We start from the raw sequence: 19,929 nt of genomic DNA on the forward strand, positions 1-19,929 counted from the left end.
ACAATAGATGACCTCTTTTGAAGATTTGCATTTCTTTGTCGAAGTGGTGAAGCATGGCAATTTCACCACCGCGGCGCAATCGCTGGGGATTTCCAAACAGCTGGTGAGCCGGCGCATTATTGCGCTGGAAGCGAGATTGGGCATGCGACTGCTGCAACGCACCACCCGAAAACTGTCTGCCACCGAAACCGGCAAAGTGTTTTTTCAGCGGGCGCAAACAATTCTGCAAGCACTGCATGAAGCGGAGCTGGAGGTCAGTAACCGCTCAGGCGATCTGCGCGGCCTGCTGAAAATTTCAGTGCCACTGTCTTACGCCAGCTTGCGCCTGGCGCCTGCTTTAACCGCATTCATGCAGCAACACCCGCAACTGGAAATCTGGCTGGATGCCGATAACCGGCATGTGGATATGGTCAGCGAAGGCTATGATATGGTGATACGCGTGACTGACCAGCCAGAGGAAGGCATGGTGGCACGCAAGCTGGAAGACGCCGCGATGAGCTATTGCTGCAGCCCGGCGTATATTGCACAGCATGGCATTCCGTCGACCCCGCAGGCGCTGGCCAAGCATATTTGCCTCACCCATCGCGCCAGCGAGTGGCAGTTTGTCGATCATGACCAGATCCACCGCATTCCCATCCAGCCCAGGCTCAAGTCCAACCACGGCGAAGTCTTGCGTGATGCTGCCCTGGCCGGGCTCGGGATCACCGGTCTGCCCGCATTTTATGTGGCAGCCGACCTGCAAGCAGGCCGCCTGGTGGAAGTGCTGGCCGACTACCGGCGGCCGCAGGGGGGTATTTACGCCATGTACCCTTATCACAAACAGGTCTCAGCCAACACGCTGGCCTTGATTGAGCATTTGCGTCAATGGCTGCAAGCACCGCCTGCGGGGACAGCGATCACTGCGGCAACATAATGCGCTTGCCGCCATCCACACTGTAGCCGCCTGGACCAAAGGCAATCACAATCAGCAAACCACCGACGATGGTCATGTTTTTAAGAAACATAATGACTTGCAGCGGGTCGGCCATATTGCTGTGAAACACCAGCGCAGTGACAAAGGTAAACAGCGCAATGCCAGCCGCAGCCAGCTGTGCACGAAACCCCAGCAGCAAGGCAAGACCCAAGCCAAGCTCAACCCCCAGCGCCACTGCATAAGCCAGCTGCGGCATCGGTAAATGCGCACTTTCGATATAGGCCAGCGTGCCAGCAGGATCCAGCACCTTGCCCACGCCACTCACAATAAACACCAACGATAACAACACACGCCCCAACAAACTGATCCAACGTTGCCGTACATTCATCTTGATCGCTCCTTGTCATTATTTGGATTGCGCAAGCGTCGCCCGCCGCCATGATTCCACCGGCCAGTGCATTGCGGCAATCTTAACCCGCTAATCAGCTCAAAACCGAATACCGGTGTATCACATTTGTTACTCTGCACCATTCAGCCCAGAATTACCAGCACCCATTGACATTAAATAATTACAGTGTTAACTTAACATCGTTACATTTAATTTCAGTGGTCAGCCATGCCCCCCAAGGTTAAGACAGAAGTCGAGAAGCAAGCGATCAGGATGCTGATCATGGATGCTGCGCGCGAACTGTTTATTCACCAGGGGATAGAAGCGGTCACCATGCGCGCGGTCGCCCAACGGGTGGGCTATACCGCCACCAGCCTCTATCTGTATTTCAGTGACAAAGAAGCCCTGATCCGGGCGGTGGTCGATGCCGACTTCCTCAAACTGGCGCAGGCACTCAAAAGCACCTTTGAAATCAGCGACCCCTTGCAGCGATTTCTGCAATTTGGCCAACACTACATCGAGTTTGCACTGAAGTATCCCAATCATTACCGCATGATGTTCATGACGCCTCATCCGCCTTTGGCCCCAGAACTGTCCAGCATCGAGCGTCACAACCCGGAGCAGGATGCTTACGCGCAGCTGATTGAAGTGGTGACCAGCGCCTGGCAGGCGGGCATCTTCCGACCGACACTGACTGACCCGGTGCTGATTGCGCAGACGGTATGGTCCGCCATGCATGGTCTCTGCGCCTTACAAATCAATATGTGCCATGACGCCTGGGTCAACTGGCGGCCTCTAGAATCGCGCATGCAGGCCATGGTACAGATGTGGACGAATGGTTTTTTGAAAGCCCCTACCCATGAATAACGCTCGCCTTTATTTATACAGCCTGGCCCTCATGACCGTATTGAGCGGCTGCCAACCTGAGACAGAGGCGCCAGCTGCGCCGCGCCCGGTGTGGGTGATGACCATCGCAGACAGCGCAGTCGCAACCACCGCCCGTTACACCGGCGAAGTGAAGTCGCGCTATGAGTCGAATATTGGCTTTAGAATTAGTGGCAAAATCATTACGCGTGCTGTCAATGTCGGTGAGCTGGTTAAAAAAGGGCAACTCATTGCGCAACTGGATCCGAGCGATACCCGTTTGAATGCCCAATCGGCCAGCGCCGAAGTGCAAACCGCACAGGCCAACCTGGCGCTGGCGCAAACTGAGCTGGCCAGACGCCAGCAACTTTACCGCCAGCAATTTATTTCAAAATCGGCCCTGGACAGCTACGAGACACAAGTGAAAACCAGTGCAGCCAGGCTAGAGCAGGCCAAATCGCAAGCCGCAGTCAGCCAGCATCAAACAGGCTACACCCAACTGCTGGCAGACCGTAGCGGTGCCATCGGCATGATACAGGCCGAGCCGGGACAGGTGGTGGCAGCCGGACAAACCATTGCCCGGATTTACGACTTGCAAACGCTGGAAATCCAGATTGCCGTCCCCGAAACCGTGATTGATACCCTGCACCCCGGTGATCAGGCCAGCGTAACGCTGCAGGGCCTGCCCCACGCCTATCAGGGCCGTATTCGCGAAATTGCGCCGGCAGCCAATAGCCAGACCCACGCCTTCGATCTGCGCATCCAGTTGCTGGATGCTGATGCCAAAGTCAAACTGGGCATGACCGCAGACGTGCGCTTTTTATCAGGTGCAGCCAGGCAAACTATCTTGGTCCCGAGCACGGCGGTCACCCAATTTGCCGACCACCCCAGCGTCTGGGTGATAGACGCGCAACAGCAGGCGCATCGACGTGCGGTGACCACCGGCAACGTCACTGAAGCGGGCGTAGAAATCACCTCTGGCTTGCAAGCCAACGAGACCATTGCCACCATCGGCGTGCATACCCTGACAGAGGGCATGCGCGTGCAGGCCGTCACTCCTGGCCCGGAGGTATTGCGCTAATGAGCGAACACACTACCCCAGCGCATAAAGCCGACAGCCCTTCGCTGTCGCAGCGTTTTAACCTCTCGACCTGGGCCCTCAAAAACCAGGCCCTGGTGCTGTATTTCATTTTGCTGACCTTGCTCGCCGGCAGCTTTGCCTATACCCACCTCGGGCAATCTGAAGACCCGCCCTTTACCTTTAAAGTCATGCTGGTGCGCGCCAGCTGGCCGGGCGCCTCTGCGCAAGAGGTTGAGCAGCAGATCACAGATAAAATTGAAGAAAAACTGCAAGAAATCCCCTCCATCGATTACACCAGCAGCTATTCACGCCCAGGTGAGTCGGTGGTGTTTATTGTCATTCGCGATAATACCTTCTCCGAAAAAATCCCCGAGCTCTGGTATCAGGTACGCAAAAAAATTGGCGACATCCGCCACACCTTTCCACGCGACCTGCAAAGCCTGACCTTTAACGATGAGTTCAGCGACGTCTATGGCAGCATGTATGCCATCACCGCCGACGGCCTCAACCCGCAACAACTGAAAAGACAAGCCGAATGGGTAAGAGCGCGTCTGCTCAAACTGCCCGATGTGGAAAAAGTTGATTTGTTTGGTGAGCAACCACAAAAAATCATCATCGAAATTTCCAATCAAAAACTCACTTCCCTGGGCATCACGCCGGCACAACTGGTGCAAATCCTGCAACAGCAAAACAGTGTCGTTGGTGCCGGGACCTTTGATGCAGGCCCGGAAAGAATCCGCCTGGATGTCAGTGGTCGCTTGCAAACACTAGAGAATTTACGCCAGTTTCCGATTCGGGCAGGGAATCAGAACCTGAGGCTGGGCGAGATTGCCACCATTAAACGCGGCTATGCCAATCCGCCGGCAGAGCGCATTCACTTCAATGGCACGCCCACCTTGCTGATCGGGGTCAGCATGCAGGCCGGCGGGGACGTCATTGCCTTGGGCAAGGCCATGCAAAGCACCATACGCAGCGTGCAAACACAATTACCGGTCGGCGTGCAATTGCATCTGGTCACCTCGCAGCCCGAGATCGTGCAACACTCGGTGCATGATTTTGTCCGCTCCCTCATTGAAGCCTTGCTGATTGTGCTGGCGGTGAGCCTGCTCTCCCTGGGCTGGCGGACCGGCATTGTGGTCGCCGTCGCCATCCCGATTGTGCTGGCCGGGACATTTCTGCTCATGGACTGGTTTCAGATTGGCCTGCACAAAATTTCGCTGGGCGCTCTGATTTTAGCGCTAGGCTTGCTGGTCGATGATGCGATTATTGCGGTCGAAATGATGGCGGCCAAAATGGAACAAGGCTGGGAGCGTATGCAAGCCGCTTCGTTTGCCTTCACCTCTACCGCCATGCCCATGCTGACCGGCACGCTGGTTACAGTGGCAGGCTTTCTGCCGATTGCCACCGCGGTCTCCTCAACCGGCGAATATACCCGCTCCATCTTCCAGGTCTCGGCCATTGCACTGAGTCTGTCCTGGATTGCCGCGGTGATTGTCGTGCCCTTTTTAGGCTATCACTTGCTGCCAGATGCCGCCGCACATGCCCAACCTTCACTCTGGCGCCAGCTCAAGCATAAACTAGGCTTTAAAAGCGATGATCAAGAAGCGAGCGCTCACAACGAAGAGACACTGTATGCGACGCCGTTTTACCAGCGCCTGCAAGGTACGGTCAGCTGGTGTGTCCAGCATAAGGGCCTGGTGATTCTGGCAACCATTGCCTTGTTTGTGGTTGCCATGCTAAGTTTCGGCAAAGTGCAGCAACAGTTTTTCCCCGACTCGACCCGCCTCGAAATCGTAGTCGATTTGCGTCTGGCCGAGAATGCCAGCGACCAGTCCACCGAAGCGGCCGTGACCAAACTCGAGCGCTGGCTCAACGATTGGCAAGCAAAACATGGCAAGGTGGAGAATGTCGTGTCCTACCTGGGCTCAGGTGCCCCCCGCTACTACTTGCCGCTAGACGTGCAATTGCCACACCGCGCCTTTGCCCAACTGGTGATTTTGACTAAAGACCTGCAACAGCGTGAAGCCTTGCGCACAGATCTGCTGAACTTGTTTCAACACGATTTTCCACAACTCCGCGCCTCGGTATTGCGGCTGGAAAATGGGCCACCCGTCGGCTTTCCGGTGCAGTTCCGCGTCGACGGTAAAGACCTGAAGGCGATCCGTGAAGTGGCGCACCAGATTGCAGACGCGATGCGTGCCAACCCGCACTTGATCAATGTGCAACTGGGCTGGGAAGAACCGAGCAAAGTGATCCACATTGAGGTGGACCAGCACAAGGCGCGCCTGCTCGGCATCAATACACCAGACATCGCGCAGTTGCTCAACACGCAGTATTACGAACAGGTAGTCAGCGAGTTCAGGGAGGCAAATGAGCGCATAGACCTGGTCATGCGTAGTCCGGTCGATGAGCATGCGCAACTGTCGCAAATCGGCCAATTAACAGTATTAAGCCAGAATGGCGAGCGCGTGCCACTGGCGCAGGTGGCCACCATTGAATATGGCTTTGAAGAAGGCGTGATCTGGCGTCGCAACCGCGTGCCTTCGCTCACGGTGCGTGCACATTTGCGCGGCAAAATGCAGGCACCGGTGGTCTCCGGCCAGGTGCAACAAGCCATTGCCCCGATTTTGCAGCACTTGCCGGCAGGCGTCACCGTAGAAACCGGTGGCGCGATTGAAGAGTCCGCCAAAGGCGCCAGCTCGGTGGTCAAAGGCGTCCCGCTGTTTTTGGCCGCCGTATTCACGTTGCTGATGCTGCAACTGCGCAGCTTGGCTAACGTCTTTCTGGTGGTATTGACCGCACCCTTGGGCATGATAGGCATTAGCTTTGCCCTGCTGATTTTTAATATGCCGTTTGGCTTTGTCGCCATGCTGGGCAGCATTGCGCTCTCCGGCATGATCATGCGTAACTCTGTCATTCTGGTCGACCAGATCAATCAGGACATTGCCGAGGGCGCCTCGCTCGAGCAAGCGGTGGTGCAATCAACCGTGCGCCGCTTCCGGCCGATTGTACTGACGGCCGCTGCGGCCATTCTGGCCATGATTCCGCTGACGCGCAGCGTGTTCTTCGGGCCGATGGCAGTCGCGATTATGGGCGGGCTGGCCGCCGCCACCTTGCTGACCATTTTGTTTGTGCCGGCACTATACGCGTTCTGGGCCCGTTTGACCGACAGAACCATGCAATCATGGCGCAATCAATGATAGGGCGCGATTAAAAAATTTCGACGCCGCATAGATTAAATAGGTAAGGCGCATTTTTTTATGCGCAACGCAGTATCGCAACGAAAGTTCAATGAATAGAAGTGCCCTATAATGTTTTTTCTCTTTAACCGGATAGTGGGATTCAAAAATGACAGACCAGGCAACCGCACGTTTTAACATGATTGAGCAACAAATCCGCACCTGGGAGGTGCTGGACCCGCAAGTATTGGCCACGCTGAGCAACACGCCGCGTGAAGCATTTGTGCCAGACGCCTACCGTGGCCTGGCGTTTGCCGATATTGAAATCCCGCTGGACATGGGTCAGCACATGCTGAGCCCAAAAATCGAAGGGCGTTTTTTGCAAGCGCTGCAACTGCAAGCCAAAGACAAAGTGCTACTGGTCGGCGCTGGCAGCGGCCATCTGGCCGCACTGATGGCGCAACACTGCGCACAAGTCACTGCGCTGGAGATCTTCCCCGAGCTGTGTGCGCTGACCGCAAAAAATCTGGCCAAACAAGGCATCCAGAATGTACAGCTGATTGAGGCCGATGGTCACAATGGCTATGAAGCTAAAGCGCCTTATGACGCCATCGTGTTTACCGCCTCCAGCCCGGTGGAGCCCGAAGGCGTGCGCTACCAGTTGAGCATTGGTGGCCGCATGCTCATCGTGCTGGGCAAAGCCCCGGTCATGCAGGCGACGCTGGTACAACGTCTGGCCGAGCACAGCTTCAAACAAGACGTCCTGTTTGAAACCAGCCTGACTGAAATGCAAAACGCACCCCAGGCCCTGGCCTTTACTTTTTAACACCTCATGTCTGTTTAATGCCTTATGTCTAGCCCTGCCTATTTGAAAGTAGCGATGCTGATTGCCAGCCTGTGGTGGTCGGCACACGCCAGTGCTGCCGCGCAAAGCCTGGTAGACGTGTATCTGGAAGCCCTCGCCAGTGATCCGGTGCTGGCCTCGGCGGGCAGTGCCAATCAGGCTGCGCAAGAAGTCATAGAACAAGCCAAAGCTGGCTACCGTCCTTCAGTGAATTTCACGGCGGGCGCGAATGCTAACCGCACCGATTTAAAAATCGTCGGTAGCCAGGCGCCCTTCCCCGGCGGGCGCAACAACTACGAAGCTTATCAGGCACAGCTACAAGCCAGGCAACCGCTTTTCCGCAAAGAAGCCCTGGAGCGCATAGACCAAAGCAAGGTGCAGGTGAGCATCGCTGACAAGCAATATCACCTGGCACAACAAAACCTGATGTTACGCACCACGCAGGCCTATTTTGAGGTGCTGCTGGCGCAAGACCGCAACATGCTGATCACCGCGCAAAAAGAAGCCATTCAGCGCCAGTTGCAACAAGCCAAGGCCAATTTTGAGGTGGGCACCACCACCATTACCGACGTCAATGAAGCGCAAGCGCGCTATGACCTGATCGTGGCGCAAGAGCTGGCCGCACTCAATGACATTGATATTGCCAAACGCAGCCTGCAGGCGATTACCGGCAAATTGCCAGAACGCCTGGCCAGTGTGCGCGAAGATATCCAGATCAGCCCCAGCCTCAAGCCCATGCAAGAATGGCAAGAGGTCGCCCATGCCAGCAACCTGAATATCCAGATTCAGCAAGAAACGGTACAGGTGAATGAAAAAGATATCGAAATCGCGCGCGCCGGGCATTACCCCACCGTAGATGCCGTCGCCAACTATCAGGACAGCTACGCCAATGGCGGCCAGTACGGGTTTGGTGCCGACCTGAAAAGTGCCAGTATAGGCGTGGAAGTCTCTGTGCCGCTCTATCAAGGTGGGGCCGTGAATTCACGCATGCGCCAGGCCGCCTACAATCGGCAAAAAGCCCTCGATGACTTGCAAAACGTCATGCGCCAGACCACCCTGGAAACCCAACGCGCCTACCTCAACCTGAACACCAGCATCGCGCAGGTAAAAGCGCTTGAGCAAGCGCTCAAAAGCAGCCAAAGCCAGCTCGACTCCACCAAGCTCGGTTACGAAGTCGGCATACGCACCAGCGTAGATGTACTCAACGCCCAGCAGCAATATTACAGCGCCAACCGTGATTTATTGCAGGCCCGCTATAACTACCTGGTGAATATCATTCGCCTTAAAACCGCCAGCGGCATCGTCTCCGAAGCCGACCTGCAAGATATCGACCAACAACTAGCCAAGAGATAAGCCCATGAAGCCAGCCATTGCCACCACAGATGCCGTTTGGATGCTGATTGATATACAAACCCGGCTCTGTGACGCGATGCAACCTGAGCCCATGGCCGCCGTCATCAAAAACATCCAGCGCCTGATTCAAGGCGCCCAACTCCTGAATATCCCGCTCTGGGTGACTGAACAATACCCGGAAAAACTCGGCGCAACCCTGCCCGCGCTGCAAACCCTCTTGCCCGACTACACCCCGCGCACCGCAAAACTCGCCTTCTCCGCCTGGCACGAGTCCAGCTTTCAGGAATCCTCTGTAAGCGTCGCCCCGCAAGTCGTGCTGTTCGGCCTGGAGACCCATATTTGCGTGCAACAAACCGCCCTAGATGCACTGGCCGCAGGCAAACAAGTGTTTATCGTGGAAGACGCCGTCATCTCACGAAATGAGGCCAACCGCAACAATGGCATCGAGAGAATGCGTAATGCCGGTTGCATCATCACCAATACAGAATCCATGCTGTTTGAGCCCATGCAAGGCGCGACGCATGCGCAGTTCAAGGCCGTGTCGGCACTGATTCGCTAGCTAGCTGGCTGCACCAACGCCTTTAGCGTATTTGGATGTGGGAAATAAATACTTCGTTACCATTTTTCAGGCTTAGTCAGAGATGAAAATATATTCGGTGAGATATATTTTCATCTCTGACTCTCTAAAATCATAAAATATATGCGTTCCGATATATTCCTTTATTTTGAAAAAGATCTGGAATAGAATATATGCGATCATATATTTTTGGGGAATTCGCATGAAGGTTCCGATTAACTCGCCAGCAGATTTGGGCGAAGTCATTCGCGCTACACGCAAATCAAATAATCTTCGTATGGATGATTTGGCTGGTATTGCTGGCGTGGGGCATGTTTTCGTGGGCGATGTCGAATACGGAAAAGAAACCGCCCAAATCGGCAGAGTCATGCGGCTTTTAGGAGAGCTGGGAATAAAACTGTCTGCCGAGGTTCCAGCTTCTGCAGAAGCCTATCTGGGCAAGATTCGTGACCAGAACGGCTTGGTACGTCCCAGCCAACGCAAGACCCAAAAAGGTACTCAATGAAGCGAATATTGCTCGCTTATATCAACGATGCCCATGTCGGCACATTGGTCGCTGAAGACAATATCTGGAGGTTTGAATACACAGATACCTGGGCCACGGATAACAAGGGATACGATCTTTCTCCAAATCTACCCAGAGTAGATGCTGAAGGCAAACCCAGCATTCACATTGACGGTAGCACGACAAGACCTGTGCAATGGTATTTTGATAATTTGCTTCCTGAGGAAACGTTACGAACGATCCTGGCTAAGGAAGCCAAAGTAGCCATAGAAGATGCGTTTGGATTATTAGAAGCTTATGGTCGAGAATCTGCGGGATCGTTAACGCTCCTTCCTGAGGGCGTACTTCCAAAACAGGGAGGAAAGAGAAAGCTCTCCCTAAAAGAGCTATCTGATCGCATTAAAGCGATGCCCAGAATTCCCTTGAACGCAGATTCACCGAAGAAAATGTCCCTAGCGGGTGCTCAACATAAGCTAGCAGTCATCTATCAAGATGGGGAAATTTATGAGCCAGATGGCCAGGCAGCCTCTACACACATCTTAAAACCTGAGCATCCAGAAAAAAACCGCTACCCGTCGACCGTTATCAATGAGTACTTCACCATGCGCGTTGCAAACCTGGCAGGATTGGATGTGCCTAAAGTATATCGACTGTTTTGCCCAGAGCCGGTGTATCTCATTGAGCGTTTTGACAGGGCTATACATCAAGATGGCAGAGTCGACAGGCTCCATGTGATTGATGGATGCCAACTCCTCAACATAGACCGCGTATTTAAATATGATGCAGCCAGTACTGAATCACTTGCAAAGTTAGCTCAGCGCCTTTCAGTACCGGCTGTCGGAAGGCTATGGTTTTTCGATTGGATCGTCTTTAACATTCTGATGGGTAACGGAGATAACCACCTCAAAAACATCTCTTTCATGGTTTCCCACGATGGCATTCAAATTTCACCATGTTATGACCTTTTGAGTACAGCCGCTTACGAGACGCAAGCCGTAGATAAAGAACATGCTAGCTGGCCTAAAACAGATTTCCCCATCAGACTGGGCCAAGCGCAAAAGTTTTTTTCAGAGATTACACGTGAAGATATTATCGAAACCGGTAAAAAACTGGGGTTAAGTGGAGACACTGCCACCCGCAGATTAAATAATCTGCTCAAGAAAGTGCCACTGGCATTCAGTCATCTGAAAAGTGAAATTACCAACGAAAACGCTAAACTACCTGAGGACGCACGCTGGAAAGTAGAGGGTGATGGCCGCATGATAGGGATTATGGAAAAATACATCATGCATCCGATGGTGAAACAACTCAGCGGGATGGATGACAGAAACTAACCGAAAAATGCCGTCGAAAGAATATGCCATCCAAGGCAGTGATGGCATTGCTTCGCTCGCTCCTGATTAAAGTCTTCTGCGATAATGCCCGGTTATTTTAGAAAGCTGGGCATATGAATCAAATCGAATGGAATGACTTCACGAAGGTTGAGTTACGCGTTGGCCGCGTGATTTCGGCGGAGGTATTTGCAGAAGCGCGCAAGCCAGCCTACAAATTGCAAATCGATTTTGGCCCCGAGATTGGCATGCGTAAATCCAGCGCCCAGATTACAGCGTACTACACGCCGGAAAGCCTAGTTGGCAAACTCGTAGTCGCCGTGGTGAATTTTCCTCCCAAGCAAATTGGGCCATTGATGTCAGAATGCCTGGTGACGGGTTTTCATGATGCAGAGGGAAGAGTTACGTTATGTGTGCCTGAGCATTTTGCGGAGACTGAAACAATTAAATCAAGCATACCAATAAATTCTGAATCTAGCTCTTCTAACGGAATAGTTTCTGCAAATCTATAAAAGTCCTTTTTTCTCATTACTTCAATGGGAATTGCTGACTGCTCACAGTAAGCTTCAAGAAGTGGCTCCAAAAATTCTTCTGATACTTTAAGGTCACCATTCCAAGGGGATGGTTTACGAGTCGTTGAAAGTGCGGCCTCAAGTTTAGATATGCATTCCTCCATAATCTGTCTCTGCACTTCTGAAAACAAATCACCTGCCAGCCCAGCAAAATTTAATAATGATGATTTGGTAATAATGTAATTTTCAATTTCCTTTTTCTTCCACATCACCTCTGTTAAACCATCAACGTTCTCTTGTAATGACATCGGTCTTTCAAGCCGATCAAATATAGCAAGCGCTACCAAATTTTGCTTTGCCTCTCTTAATCCATAAAAGTGATCTCGTGCAGTAGGTGGAGTATTATTCGAAACGTAGTGAACAAAAGCACTCTCCAATATCTCTGCAGCAGGATGTCCCAGTCTTCTTGCTATAGTTAAGAGTATCTCTCTGTCAGTTGATCCTTCTAGGTATAAAACCCACCCCGTCTGCTCAGCTAGTATGTAACTATCATAGCCGATAGAGAGTAATGATTTTTTAACTTGCGCTACTTGATCGTTTACTCGATGAGGTCTTCCAACAAACGCAATTACGGTATCTTTGTCTGCAGCTTCGTTTAAAACCACCTCTGAGTGTGTTGCAAGTATTATTTGACTATTCAGCGATGCTCCAGCACAACACAATAGATCATAGATTTGTCTTTGCCTCAAAACCTCTAAATGAGCATCAGGTTCATCAAGCAATATCGTAGAGTTTGGATTGGCATTTAAGTATGCCAACAACAACAAGGTCTGCTGCATTCCTCTACCAGAAGAGGAAATATCCAATTCGACTGCAGTTTTATCACTCGAGGTCATGTAAGACATTGAAATCTCACCTCGAGATGGATCGAAAATTGGTTCATTCAACTGAATACCAAAGAGTTTTCTCATTGAATCGACAACGTTTTTCCAACCACGCTGTCCTTGATCAGTATTTGAAATGATGCTGTAACAGAGATTTCTGAGAACTTGGGCCGTTTGCCCCTCACCAATTAATACATTTACCCGACCAGCTTCAACCTTCGGCTCTACAGATGCAAGACCTGACATTGGTGGCAAATATACCAAATGAATGTTTTTTAGGACACTCTCTAGTAGTTCTAAATGTTTATCATCTACCTCGTCTGTCGGTCTACAGTAGATTGACTCAGGATTTGCATAATCGAATTCAATTCCAATCTTCCATTGACTACCTTCGATTATTCCTTCTACTATGATTTTGAGATGAATATTCTTCGTATTCTGCTTACCATTGATAGTAATTGACTCTCTAGTACCCAGATTCCGCCACAATAAATTTGCAGATGGTACTGGCAATGCAATTAAGTCACGCCGGTTTAAAGTTGCCCCTGTCCGTTCTTTTGCCCTTGAATTCTTCCCCTTTTTAACTGTCCATGCAACAAGCCCTGCATACCAAAGCATTAAAGCCTGTAGTGCACTTGTTTTACCAGAGTTATTTGGCCCCACAAATATTACATTACGCCCAAGCTCAATTTCAGCTTGATTTAACCGCTTAAAATTTTCTATTGATAATTTAGTCAGCATCTTTAAATACCCAAATCGGTCGGACGAACAGTAATGTTATGAATTAGCACTGGCAAAATATGATCACCTTGGTGGAAACGATTGTAACTCAGATCAAACCAAGGACTACATGACTTTGATGTTATGTATTCGATCAGCGGTCAGTGATCCATGAATTAACTGTTGTCATCTTATCTCGGGATAATATGCACCTTCGCATGCGTCACACCCGTCTGTGACGAGATCGCATTTACGCACGCCTCTACCTCCGCAATCTTGCCTTTTAGAATCACCGTCTCCATGCAGTTGTCGTGATCCAAATGCACATGTTGGGCAGTGATAATCACGTCATGGTGGTCGTGTTGTAGTTGATTAACCCGGCTGGCGAGCTGGCGTTCGTGATGGTCATACACATAACTGAGCGAGGCGACGCATTCAGCTTCCGCGTGATCGGCATCTTCAATTACCGCTTCATCGAGTGCTTTTCGCACGAGGTCACGAAAAGCTTCTGAGCGATTGACGTAGGCCCGCACGGCGACCAGTTGGTCAAAGGCGTCGGCCAGGTCGTCTTCAACTGAAATTGTAATGCGTCGCATAAAGTATCTCTGGGTATAAATTGAAAGTCGCCCATCGCACTGGGCATTAGCCATTTTAATATACCGAAAAACCTTTTGTGAGCGTTGCAGCTGGGGTAGGTAAAAATAAACCTCGCCCGGCTTTTGGGGGCTGGCCAACTATGCGAGGTTTATTTGGAGGCAGTTTGACTAAAAGTTATAGGTAACGGTTAACCTTGCTGACCTGGGTTCCACCGGGTGAAAATGAATATCGTTGACCGGTGCCGCCTCGCCTTTGAGTTGTGATTCGTAGTAGTAGTCGATATCACTGGCTTTGCGGTTAAACAGGTTAAAAATATCCAGTGTAAGGGTCGTTTTTGGATTATAGCGGTAGCCGACACGCGCATAGGTGAGGAAGGTCGAGTTGGAGCGTACTGAGTTATCTTCAACAAGTGGCCTTGGCCCAAAATAACGTAGTTGCACGCTGCTAAACCAGTTGCCCCATTGCGTCACGGTGGCGCCAATTGAGGCGACTTTATTGATGGCACCGGGGATGTATTGGCCGGCAGGATCTCTATCTGTGAATCTAGCTCTTGAGAGCGCGAGATCCATGTCCAGTAACAACCAGTCGTTCACTAAGTAATGGTTGTTCCATTCCACGCCATAGCGGCGGCTGGCGCGGCTGGGTTCGGTTTCACCGGCATCACCCACAAACAGGAGCTCGGAATCAATGTCCAGTTGCCAGACGGCCAGCGAACTTTGCAAGCCGGGTATCCATTCTGAGCGCACACCGACCTCACTGCCGCGTGTGCCAACCAAAGGCGTTACCGGGGAAGCTGGATTGCCGTTGGGCAATACGGTTTGCGTGGTGCCGCGGGCGTCGTTACTATGAAAACCTTTGCCAATATTGTAAAAAAACTCAGTATTGGCCCATGGGCCGAAAATGACTGAAAGCTTGGGTGAAGTAATGCCATCCCCTTTACTACCTGAGTTGCCATTGATGCTGCTGTTCACATCAAACTGGTAGCGATCATAGCGAATGCCAGCCACAGTACGCAGTTTGTCGTGCCACCAAACGGTATTTTCTGCAAACAAACCTGCGCTGCTTTCTTCAACTTTGTCTGAGCGGATCAGTGACAAACGCTGCTTTTGTGCCGTGTTGTACAGCGCAACGGGAGACAGTTTGTCATAACGAGTTTGCACGCCCAGCTTGTTTTCCATAGGTAAACCGGCCAATTCACCCAGCCACGATTTACTAAGATTCACGCCCAGCATGGTGCGTTTTTCACTTTGGTTAAACTGGTCACCGTTCACCGGGTCATTGAGAAAATAAGTAAAGTTGCTGTACAAGTCTAACGATGACCGCAGAGCATAGGCGCTCATTTGCCAGCCGCCATGCTGATCACGATGCTGTTTGTTAAATGACAGGCTATAGCGTGATGAATCGCCGCCATCGGTAGGGTCTATGGCATCAAAGCGGCCAATTTGCCCGGAACGGACGGCACGCAGCGGAATCTGGTCGGTACTGTTCCAGCGGTTGTGGTACGCCATGGCAGTAAAGGTGGTGCTATCGTGTGCATCGCCTTCGCTGTAGCGCAACAGGCCGTTATATTTCCTCACGCCTTCGGCCACCTGCCACGGCCCATCATAATGGTTCACATCCAGGGCATAGAGTAAATGGCCGTCTGCCACGGCTACTGAGTTTGCCAGCAGCATGCGCTGGTAATCGTAACTGCCCACGGTCAGGCTAGCGATGCCTTGTGGCAATTCGTTAAGCAGATGCAACCTGGCGGCACCAGCGGAGGAAAAATCGCCCTCCTCTGCTGAATAAGTGCCTTTTTTATAGTGGATATGACTGACTAGCTCGGGAATCAGGAAATTCAAATCGGTGTAGCCTTGCCCATGGGCATGCGTGCGCATATTCACTGGCATCTCATCCACATAAGTGGCAAAGTCAGTGCCGTGATCAAGGTTAAAGCCGCGTAAAAAATACTGATTGGCTTTGCCACTCCCGCTGTGCTGGGTGACGATCATGCCCGGCACAAACTCAAGAATTTCACCAGTACGTGCAATGGGTCGGTTTTTAATCAGGCTGGCGTTAACCTTGCCTTCACTGGCCGCATCTGATGACCCAATCGCATTATCATAATGCGCACGCACTTGCACTTCATCCAGGTCCAGCGACTCATTTGCCAACACAGGCAGGCTGGAAAACAGGCTAGCCAGCAGCAACGATATTTTGGGGTTTATATTCATGTGTCTCATATCTCTTTTGTATGATTTTTTTTAAATTATTCATACGATGGTATTATGCAACACATCAGGGTGTGACTTGATACGTCACTTGACTAAGAAATGTAGATCAGGAAAAACTCACGCCCATAAAAAAGCCCGCTTGCGCGGGCCTTTGATTGTTTAACGACTTATTCAGCCGCTGGCGCTTCTTCTTTTGCTGGTGGATCAATCAGGGCTTTCATGCTCAAACGCACTTTGCCTTTGTCATCCAACTCAACCACTTTCACTTTCACAATGTCACCCTCTTTGAGGTAATCACTCACGGCTTTTACACGCTCGTGGGCAATTTGTGAAATGTGTACCAGACCATCTTTACCTGGCATCAAGGTCACCACTGCACCGAAGTCCAGAATCTTGACCACTGGGCCTTCGTAGATCTGGCCGACTTCGACTTCAGCGGTGATCTGCGCGATACGGCGCTGTGCTTCAGCGCCTTCGTCCGCATTGGTACAAGCGATCTTCACGGTACCGTCATCTTCGATGTCAATGCTGGTGTTGGTTTCTTTGGTCAGTGCCTGAATCACAGCGCCACCTTTACCGATCACGTCACGGATTTTGTCCGGATTGATCTTCATGGTGATGATACGTGGGGCAAACTGTGACATTTCGGTGTTCACGCCAGACACGGCTTGTTTCATCAGGCCCAGAATGTGCGCGCGGCCTTCTTTGGCTTGTGCCAGAGCCACTTGCATGATTTGTGCCGTAATGCCAGTGATCTTGATGTCCATTTGCAGGGCAGTCACGCCTTTGTCGGTACCAGCCACTTTAAAGTCCATGTCACCCAGGTGATCTTCGTCACCCAGAATGTCGGTCAGCACCGCAACGCGGTTGCCTTCCTTGATCAGACCCATGGCCACACCAGCCACGTGGGCAGTCAATGGCACGCCGGCGTCCAGCATGGAGAGGCAGCCACCACAGACAGACGCCATGGAGCTGGAACCGTTAGACTCAGTGATCTCGGACACGACACGCAGGGTGTAGTCGAAGTCTTCTTTCTTAGGCAATACGGCTTTCAATGCGCGCTTAGCCAGGTTACCGTGGCCGATTTCGCGGCGTTTTGGTGAACCGACACGACCCGTTTCGCCAGTGGCGAACGGAGGCATGTTGTAGTGCAGCATGAAGTTTTCGTAGTATTCGCCAGCCAGTGCGTCAATGATTTGCTCATCTTTGCCTGTACCCAAGGTGGTCACGACCAATGCCTGTGTTTCACCACGGGTAAACAGCGCAGAACCGTGGGTGCGTGGCAATACGCCGGAACGGATGGTGATCGGGCGCACGGTACGTGTGTCACGGCCATCAATCCGTGGTTCGCCGTTCAAAATCTGGCTACGTACGGTTTTCGCTTCCAGCTTAAAGAACTCGTCTTTAATCTTGTTGGCTTCTAAAGTAGAAGTTTCTTCATTGATCAAGGTGCTCATGACGCGGGACTTGATTTCGTCCAGCTTGGCAGAGCGCTCACCTTTGGATTTGATTTTGAAGGCAGCGTTGATGTCTTCAGCCGCAATCGCTTCAATTTTTGCAATCAGCGCAGTGTCTGGCTCTGGTGGAGTCCAGTCCCAGGCATCTTTACCAGCTTCGGCAGCCAGTTCGTTGATCATTTTGATCACAGGTTGCATTTGCTCGTGACCGAACACAACCGCACCCAGCATCACGTCTTCTGGCAATTCTTTGGCTTCGGATTCCACCATCATCACAGCGGTTTCAGTCGCAGCCACGACCAAGTCCAGCGCGGACTCTTTCAGTTGTGTCGCCGTTGGGTTCAAGACGTATTCGCCATTGATATAACCCACTTTGACCGCCCCCATTGGGCCGTAGAACGGGATACCTGCCAGCGCAACCGCAGCAGACGCACCAATCATGGCCGGAATGTCAGCATCAATTTCCGGATCCAGGGACAACACGGTCGCCACAATCTGCACTTCGTTATAAAACGCATCCGGGAACAGTGGACGCATAGGACGGTCGATCAAACGTGCCGTCAGGGTTTCTTTTTCGCTTGGACGGCCTTCACGCTTGAAGTAGCCGCCTGGAATGCGGCCAGCCGCATAGGTTTTTTCCTGATAATCCACAGTCAATGGAAAGAAATCCTGACCTTCTTTGACTTCGGTTTTTGCAGTTGCAGCCACCAGGACTACTGTATCGCCATAGCTCACCATGACGGCGCCATCTGCCTGGCGTGCGACTTCCCCGGTTTCAATGGTCAGGGTATGCGCACCAAGCTGGAGGCTTTTTCTCGTAATTTCAAACATTGTTTTTCCTTTATCTACCATGGCTATTCACTACCTAATAGCCAATCTCAACAATGAAAACCAGACTGACAGTGCCGGCACTCCACGCATGTGCATAGCATTGTGCGCGACAACTGACGCCCGGTTTCCCGATTTGCGGTGACTTCCATCAGCACGCTTTTTGTACAAACCCTGCACAAAACGCACTCACAGAAGCCACCCCAGTTGGTGATATGAAAATCCCGAATATCAGCAATCTCAGGATTTTTAAAGCAAAAAAGCCGAGGCAGTCACCATGCCATCGGCTTTTATTTCGTTAAAAGTGAACTGGATTAAACGTCACTTTTAGCCAAATTATTTACGCAGGTTCAAGCGCTCGATCAGCGTTTGATAGCGGCTAACGTCTTTACCTTTGAGGTAGTCGAGCAAACGACGACGCTGACTGACCAAAGCCAACAGACCACGACGGGAGTGGTTGTCTTTTTTGTTGGATTTGAAGTGCTCGGTCAGGTAGCTGATACGGTATGTCAACAAAGCCACTTGTACTTCTGGGCTCGCTGTATCGTTAGCACTGCGTTGAAAATCTTTAATGATTTTTGCGGATTGTTCTGCGGTAATCGCCATCTTTATTTTCCTTGAGTTAGCGTCAATATCGTCGCAGCCAGACAACCCATTTGCCTACCGCACCGACATTCAATTTACACGAAACGCGCATTATAGCGGCAAGCGCCAGCCTTGCATAGGTTTTATTACATTAAGTTTCTGTTTTTATGAATTAATTTAAATATCGCAGCTCTTTGAAGGCTCTATAAAAAGTCATCATAAAAATCGGCAGTCGCTGGTACCGCCCCGCGAATGCCGCAAATGGAGGCGGCGAAACTGGCCGCGCGGGTCAGGATGGTGGGGCGTGACCAGCCCGCCAGCAAGCCGCGAATCACCACCGAGGTATAAGCATCGCCAGCGCCTACACTATCGACAAATGCCGTGCTCAATCGCACCGGCGGCACGCGAAAGCCCTGACCAAACCGGTCCAGCCAGAAACTGCCCTCTTCACCACAGGTAACAAACATTTCAGTCAAGCCACACACCATCAACAAGCGCCGGGCCAGCTCATTCACATCTGCCGCACCCGGCAGTCCAAGCAATTTACAGACTTCTGGCAACTCTTCATGATTGATTTTGAGAATATCGGCGGCCTGCAAGGCCATGCGTACGCTCTCCGCGTCATACCAGGGCGCACGCAGGTTGATGTCGCACAGCACCGTGGCGGGCTGGCACAGCGCCAACCACTGCGTGGCAAGCGCCTGCATGGGCGCATGGCGCAAAGCCAGTGACCCGAAATACACCAGCCTGGGGGGATGTTTCAAGGTGAGCGCCTCGACCGGCGGCCATTGCAGGTCATCATAGGCCTGCTGATCCAGAATCTCGAAGCGATGACCATCGGGGCCCAGATGCACCTTGACTTGCCCGGTCGGCAAACGCTCAGAGTGCTGCACCCCTTCGGTAGGCAGGCCAGTCGCTTGCATTTCGGCCACAATACGTTCGCCCAGGGCATCCTGGCCGATGGCAGTGAGAAAGTGCACGGGCAAGCCAAATGCGTGACAGTGGCGGGCAACATTATAAGGTGCGCCGCCGATGACCGTTTGCTCGGGAAACACATCCCCCAGCACCTCACCCAAAATCATGATCGAATCTGACATC

The 19,929-nt window shown here is 51.7% G+C and carries 16 protein-coding genes and 1 pseudogene; 10 read left to right on the forward strand and 7 right to left on the reverse strand.

Translation table 11 applies throughout. The features are described from left to right. Positions 1 to 7: 7 nt before the first annotated feature. Complete coding sequence (locus ACT53C_RS06720; protein WP_476145345.1) at positions 8 to 913, forward strand: LysR family transcriptional regulator; 906 nt, start codon at positions 8 to 10, stop codon at positions 911 to 913. Here the strand turns inward: ACT53C_RS06720 and ACT53C_RS06725 are convergent. Then, a complete protein-coding gene (locus ACT53C_RS06725; RefSeq protein WP_476145346.1) occupies positions 897 to 1,301 on the reverse strand; it encodes a DoxX family protein in 405 nt (134 codons plus the stop codon). The genes ACT53C_RS06720 and ACT53C_RS06725 overlap by 17 nt on opposite strands. 228 nt (positions 1,302 to 1,529) lie before the next feature. On the opposite strand from ACT53C_RS06725, the gene ACT53C_RS06730 reads away from it, so the two are divergent. From ACT53C_RS06730 to ACT53C_RS06770, 9 genes and pseudogenes are all read left to right on the forward strand, one after another. Next, the gene (locus tag ACT53C_RS06730) at positions 1,530 to 2,168 is read left to right on the forward strand and encodes a TetR/AcrR family transcriptional regulator (protein ID WP_476145347.1); all 639 of its coding nucleotides are present in this window, start codon (positions 1,530 to 1,532) and stop codon (positions 2,166 to 2,168) included. After that, entirely contained in the window at positions 2,161 to 3,246 is a 1,086-nt protein-coding gene (locus ACT53C_RS06735) for an efflux RND transporter periplasmic adaptor subunit (RefSeq protein ID WP_379073345.1), read from the forward strand. The genes ACT53C_RS06730 and ACT53C_RS06735 overlap by 8 nt, the downstream gene beginning before the upstream one ends. Then, a complete protein-coding gene (locus ACT53C_RS06740) occupies positions 3,246 to 6,446 on the forward strand; it encodes an efflux RND transporter permease subunit (protein ID WP_476145348.1) in 3,201 nt (1,066 codons plus the stop codon). Before ACT53C_RS06735 ends, ACT53C_RS06740 begins: the two co-directional genes overlap by 1 nt. A 148-nt stretch (positions 6,447 to 6,594) precedes the next feature. Further along, positions 6,595 to 7,251 (forward strand): protein-L-isoaspartate O-methyltransferase family protein, encoded by a 657-nt coding sequence (locus tag ACT53C_RS06745; protein ID WP_194749753.1) that lies wholly within the window; start codon positions 6,595 to 6,597, stop codon positions 7,249 to 7,251. 24 nt (positions 7,252 to 7,275) lie between these two features. Beyond that, on the forward strand, positions 7,276 to 8,622 hold the full coding sequence (locus tag ACT53C_RS06750; RefSeq protein WP_476145349.1) for a TolC family outer membrane protein: 1,347 nt from the start codon (positions 7,276 to 7,278) through the stop codon (positions 8,620 to 8,622). Positions 8,623 to 8,626: 4 nt separating this feature from the next. Continuing rightward, positions 8,627 to 9,181 carry an isochorismatase family protein gene (locus ACT53C_RS06755; protein WP_476145350.1) on the forward strand — a complete coding sequence of 185 codons (555 nt, stop codon included), beginning with the start codon at positions 8,627 to 8,629 and terminating at the stop codon, positions 9,179 to 9,181. Positions 9,182 to 9,401: 220 nt separating this feature from the next. Beyond that, complete coding sequence (locus tag ACT53C_RS06760; protein ID WP_275356422.1) at positions 9,402 to 9,704, forward strand: helix-turn-helix domain-containing protein; 303 nt, start codon at positions 9,402 to 9,404, stop codon at positions 9,702 to 9,704. After that, a complete protein-coding gene (locus tag ACT53C_RS06765; protein WP_476145351.1) occupies positions 9,701 to 11,038 on the forward strand; it encodes a HipA domain-containing protein in 1,338 nt (445 codons plus the stop codon). Before ACT53C_RS06760 ends, ACT53C_RS06765 begins: the two co-directional genes overlap by 4 nt. 113 nt (positions 11,039 to 11,151) lie before the next feature. Further along, positions 11,152 to 11,403, forward strand: a pseudogene (locus ACT53C_RS06770) (tRNA-binding protein); the annotation flags it as partial. A gap of 14 nt (positions 11,404 to 11,417) precedes the next feature. Here the strand turns inward: ACT53C_RS06770 and ACT53C_RS06775 are convergent. From ACT53C_RS06775 to ACT53C_RS06800, 6 genes are all read right to left on the reverse strand, one after another. Then, complete coding sequence (locus ACT53C_RS06775; RefSeq protein ID WP_476145352.1) at positions 11,418 to 13,172, reverse strand: AAA family ATPase; 1,755 nt, start codon at positions 13,170 to 13,172, stop codon at positions 11,418 to 11,420. Positions 13,173 to 13,342: 170 nt separating this feature from the next. Further along, positions 13,343 to 13,747: a nickel-responsive transcriptional regulator NikR gene (gene nikR / locus ACT53C_RS06780; protein WP_379073339.1), complete on the reverse strand. Its 405-nt coding sequence runs from the start codon at positions 13,745 to 13,747 to the stop codon at positions 13,343 to 13,345. A gap of 168 nt (positions 13,748 to 13,915) precedes the next feature. Next, positions 13,916 to 15,961, reverse strand: coding sequence for a TonB-dependent receptor (locus tag ACT53C_RS06785; RefSeq protein WP_476145353.1), 2,046 nt, complete (start codon positions 15,959 to 15,961; stop codon positions 13,916 to 13,918). Positions 15,962 to 16,128: 167 nt separating this feature from the next. Further along, a complete protein-coding gene (pnp, locus tag ACT53C_RS06790; RefSeq protein ID WP_476145354.1) occupies positions 16,129 to 18,249 on the reverse strand; it encodes a polyribonucleotide nucleotidyltransferase in 2,121 nt (706 codons plus the stop codon). 333 nt (positions 18,250 to 18,582) lie between these two features. Then, entirely contained in the window at positions 18,583 to 18,852 is a 270-nt protein-coding gene (rpsO, locus tag ACT53C_RS06795; protein ID WP_194749762.1) for a 30S ribosomal protein S15, read from the reverse strand. A gap of 182 nt (positions 18,853 to 19,034) precedes the next feature. Continuing rightward, on the reverse strand, positions 19,035 to 19,928 hold the full coding sequence (locus tag ACT53C_RS06800; protein ID WP_476145355.1) for a PfkB family carbohydrate kinase: 894 nt from the start codon (positions 19,926 to 19,928) through the stop codon (positions 19,035 to 19,037). Position 19,929 lies beyond the last annotated feature (1 nt).

The sequence above is a fragment of the Methylophilus sp. DMC14 genome, from assembly GCF_056314085.1.